Source organism: Xanthomonas sp. LMG 12461 (assembly GCF_009192935.1).
In the GTDB taxonomy this organism is placed as follows: Bacteria; Pseudomonadota; Gammaproteobacteria; order Xanthomonadales; family Xanthomonadaceae; genus Xanthomonas_A; species Xanthomonas_A sontii.
This window is the reverse complement of record NZ_NQYT01000072.1, coordinates 2,501-5,854: the sequence shown is the minus strand read 5'-3', so window position 1 is coordinate 5,854 and position 3,354 is coordinate 2,501. Positions and strand designations below refer to the sequence as shown.

2 rRNA genes (1 of these 2 running past the window's edge) are annotated in these 3,354 nt (G+C 55.2%); both read right to left on the bottom strand.

The annotated features are described in order from the left end of the window. Nucleotides 1–231: 231 nt before the first annotated feature. Nucleotides 232–346: ribosomal RNA gene (gene rrf, locus CEK68_RS17880) — 5S ribosomal RNA — on the bottom strand. 155 nt (nucleotides 347–501) lie between these two features. Next, nucleotides 502–3,354: ribosomal RNA gene (locus tag CEK68_RS17875) — 23S ribosomal RNA — on the bottom strand (it continues 27 nt past the right edge of the window).

Here is a 3,354-nt window from a genome sequence, read left to right as displayed (position 1 = left end):
GATGTGCACCTTCCCCCGCAAAGGGGGCCATGGTCCCGAGGGGAGAAGAAGGAACCGAGCCCCTCTCCCGCCGGGAGAGGGGCTGGGGTGAGGGTACGGCGCGCAGCCCCCGGGTGGCATGTCGCCGCGGGGCGTGCGCCCGGCCTTCCATCGCCTGGGCGCGTCGTGTTGGTTTTTCGCCCGCGCAATAAAAAATCCCCGTCCTTGAGGGACGGGGATTTGGGGTAAAGCCCCTGGCGATGACCTACTCTCGCATGGCTTGAGCCACACTACCATCGGCGCAGCTGCGTTTCACTTCCGAGTTCGGGATGGGATCGGGTGGTTCCACAGCGCTAATTTCACCAGGGAGACGGTTGGAGTGTCGCCGCGTGCGTGTTCTCGGTTGTTGGACCGAGGACGGCAGGGCGCCAGCCTCTCATGGGGTGTGATGTAGCGAGCGAGTGAGAGCGATCGACGTGTGTCGCGCTAAGGGATGCTTATGAGGAAGCATCTTGAGGTTATATGGTCAAGCCGCACGGATCATTAGTATCAGTTAGCTCAATGCATTGCTGCACTTACACACCTGACCTATCAACCACGTAGTCTACATGGTTCCTTTAGGGGACTTGTGTCCCGGGAGATCTCATCTTGAGGCGCGCTTCCCGCTTAGATGCTTTCAGCGGTTATCGCTTCCGAACATAGCTACCCGGCAATGCCACTGGCGTGACAACCGGAACACCAGAGGTTCGTCCACTCCGGTCCTCTCGTACTAGGAGCAGCCCCTCTCAAATCTCCAACGCCCATGGCAGATAGGGACCGAACTGTCTCACGACGTTCTGAACCCAGCTCGCGTACCACTTTAAATGGCGAACAGCCATACCCTTGGGACCGACTACAGCCCCAGGATGTGATGAGCCGACATCGAGGTGCCAAACACCGCCGTCGATATGAACTCTTGGGCGGTATCAGCCTGTTATCCCCGGAGTACCTTTTATCCGTTGAGCGATGGCCCTTCCATACAGAACCACCGGATCACTAAGACCTACTTTCGTACCTGCTTGATCCGTCGATCTTGCAGTCAAGCACGCTTATGCCTTTGCACACAGTGCGCGATGTCCGACCGCGCTGAGCGTACCTTCGTGCTCCTCCGTTACTCTTTAGGAGGAGACCGCCCCAGTCAAACTACCCACCATACACGGTCCCCGATCCGGATTACGGACCTAGGTTAGAACGTCAAGCACGACAGGGTGGTATTTCAAGGATGGCTCCACTGCAGCTAGCGCCACAGTTTCATAGCCTCCCACCTATCCTACACAGACGAACTCAACGTTCAGTGTAAAGCTATAGTAAAGGTTCACGGGGTCTTTCCGTCTTGCCACGGGAACGCTGCATCTTCACAGCGATTTCAATTTCACTGAGTCTCGGGTGGAGACAGCGCCGCTGTCGTTACGCCATTCGTGCAGGTCGGAACTTACCCGACAAGGAATTTCGCTACCTTAGGACCGTTATAGTTACGGCCGCCGTTTACTGGGGCTTCGATCAAGAGCTTCGCCTTGCGGCTGACCCCATCAATTAACCTTCCAGCACCGGGCAGGCGTCACACCCTATACGTCCACTTTCGTGTTTGCAGAGTGCTGTGTTTTTGATAAACAGTCGCAGCGGCCTGGTTTCTGCGACCCTCTTCAGCTATAGCTCGCACGAGCCACCAAAAAGGGTGCACCTTCTCCCGAAGTTACGGTGCCATGTTGCCTAGTTCCTTCACCCGAGTTCTCTCAAGCGCCTGAGAATTCTCATCCTACCCACCTGTGTCGGTTTACGGTACGGTCTGCGTAAGCTGAAGCTTAGGAGCTTTTCCTGGAAGCGTGGTATCAGTGACTTCGTCTAAAAGACTCGTCTCGGTGCTCGGTCTTAAAGGATCCCGGATTTGCCAAAGATCCAAACCTACCGCCTTTCCCCGGGACAACCAACGCCCGGTACACCTAACCTTCTCCGTCCCTCCATCGCACTTACGCGAGGTGCAGGAATATTAACCTGCTTCCCATCGACTACGGCTTTCGCCCTCGCCTTAGGGGCCGACTCACCCTGCGCCGATTAACGTTGCGCAAGGAAACCTTGGGCTTTCGGCGTGCGGGTTTTTCACCCGCATTGTCGTTACTCATGTCAGCATTCGCACTTCCGATACCTCCAGCAGACTTCTCAATCCACCTTCGCAGGCTTACGGAACGCTCCTCTACCGCGCATCGCTTATCGCGATGCACCCCAAGCTTCGGTTCACTGCTTAGCCCCGTTAAATCTTCCGCGCAGACCGACTCGACCAGTGAGCTATTACGCTTTCTTTAAAGGGTGGCTGCTTCTAAGCCAACCTCCTGGCTGTCTATGCCTTTCCACATCGTTTTCCACTTAGCAGTGAATTTGGGACCTTAGCTGTGGGTCTGGGTTGTTTCCCTTTTCACGACGGACGTTAGCACCCGCCGTGTGTCTCCCATACAGTCCGTCTCGGTATTCGGAGTTTGCAATGGTTTGGTAAGTCGCGATGACCCCCTAGCCATAACAGTGCTCTACCCCCGAGAGGATACATATGAGGCGCTACCTAAATAGCTTTCGAGGAGAACCAGCTATCTCCGGGTTCGATTAGCTTTTCACTCCTAATCACACCTCATCCCCTACCTTTGCAACGGGAGTGGGTTCGGGCCTCCAGTCAGTGTTACCTGACCTTCACCCTGGGCATGACTAGATCACCCGGTTTCGGGTCTACTGCCCGCGACTATGCGCCCTTATCAGACTCGGTTTCCCTTCGCCTCCCCTATACGGTTAAGCTTGCCACGAACAGTAAGTCGCTGACCCATTATACAAAAGGTACGCAGTCACTCTTGCGAGCTCCTACTGCTTGTACGCACACGGTTTCAGGATCTATTTCACTCCCCTCTCCGGGGTTCTTTTCGCCTTTCCCTCACGGTACTGGTTCACTATCGGTCGGTCAGGAGTATTTAGCCTTGGAGGATGGTCCCCCCATGTTCAGACAGGGTTTCACGTGCCCCGCCCTACTCGTCTTCACTGGTATGGCCCTTTCAAATACAGGGCTATCACCTTCTATGGCCAACCTTTCCAGGTTGTTTTTCTAAAACCATACCAGCTTAAGGGCTAGTCCCCGTTCGCTCGTCACTACTTAGGGAATCTCGGTTGATTTCTTTTCCTCCGGTTACTTAGATATTTCAGTTCACCGGGTTCGCTTCCAGCAGCTATGTATTCACTGCAGGATACTGCCGAAGCAGTGGGTTTCCCCATTCGGACATTGCCGGATCAAAGCTTGTTGCCAGCTCCCCGACACTTTTCGCAGGCTGCCACGTCCTTCATCGCCTCTGACCGCCAAGGCAT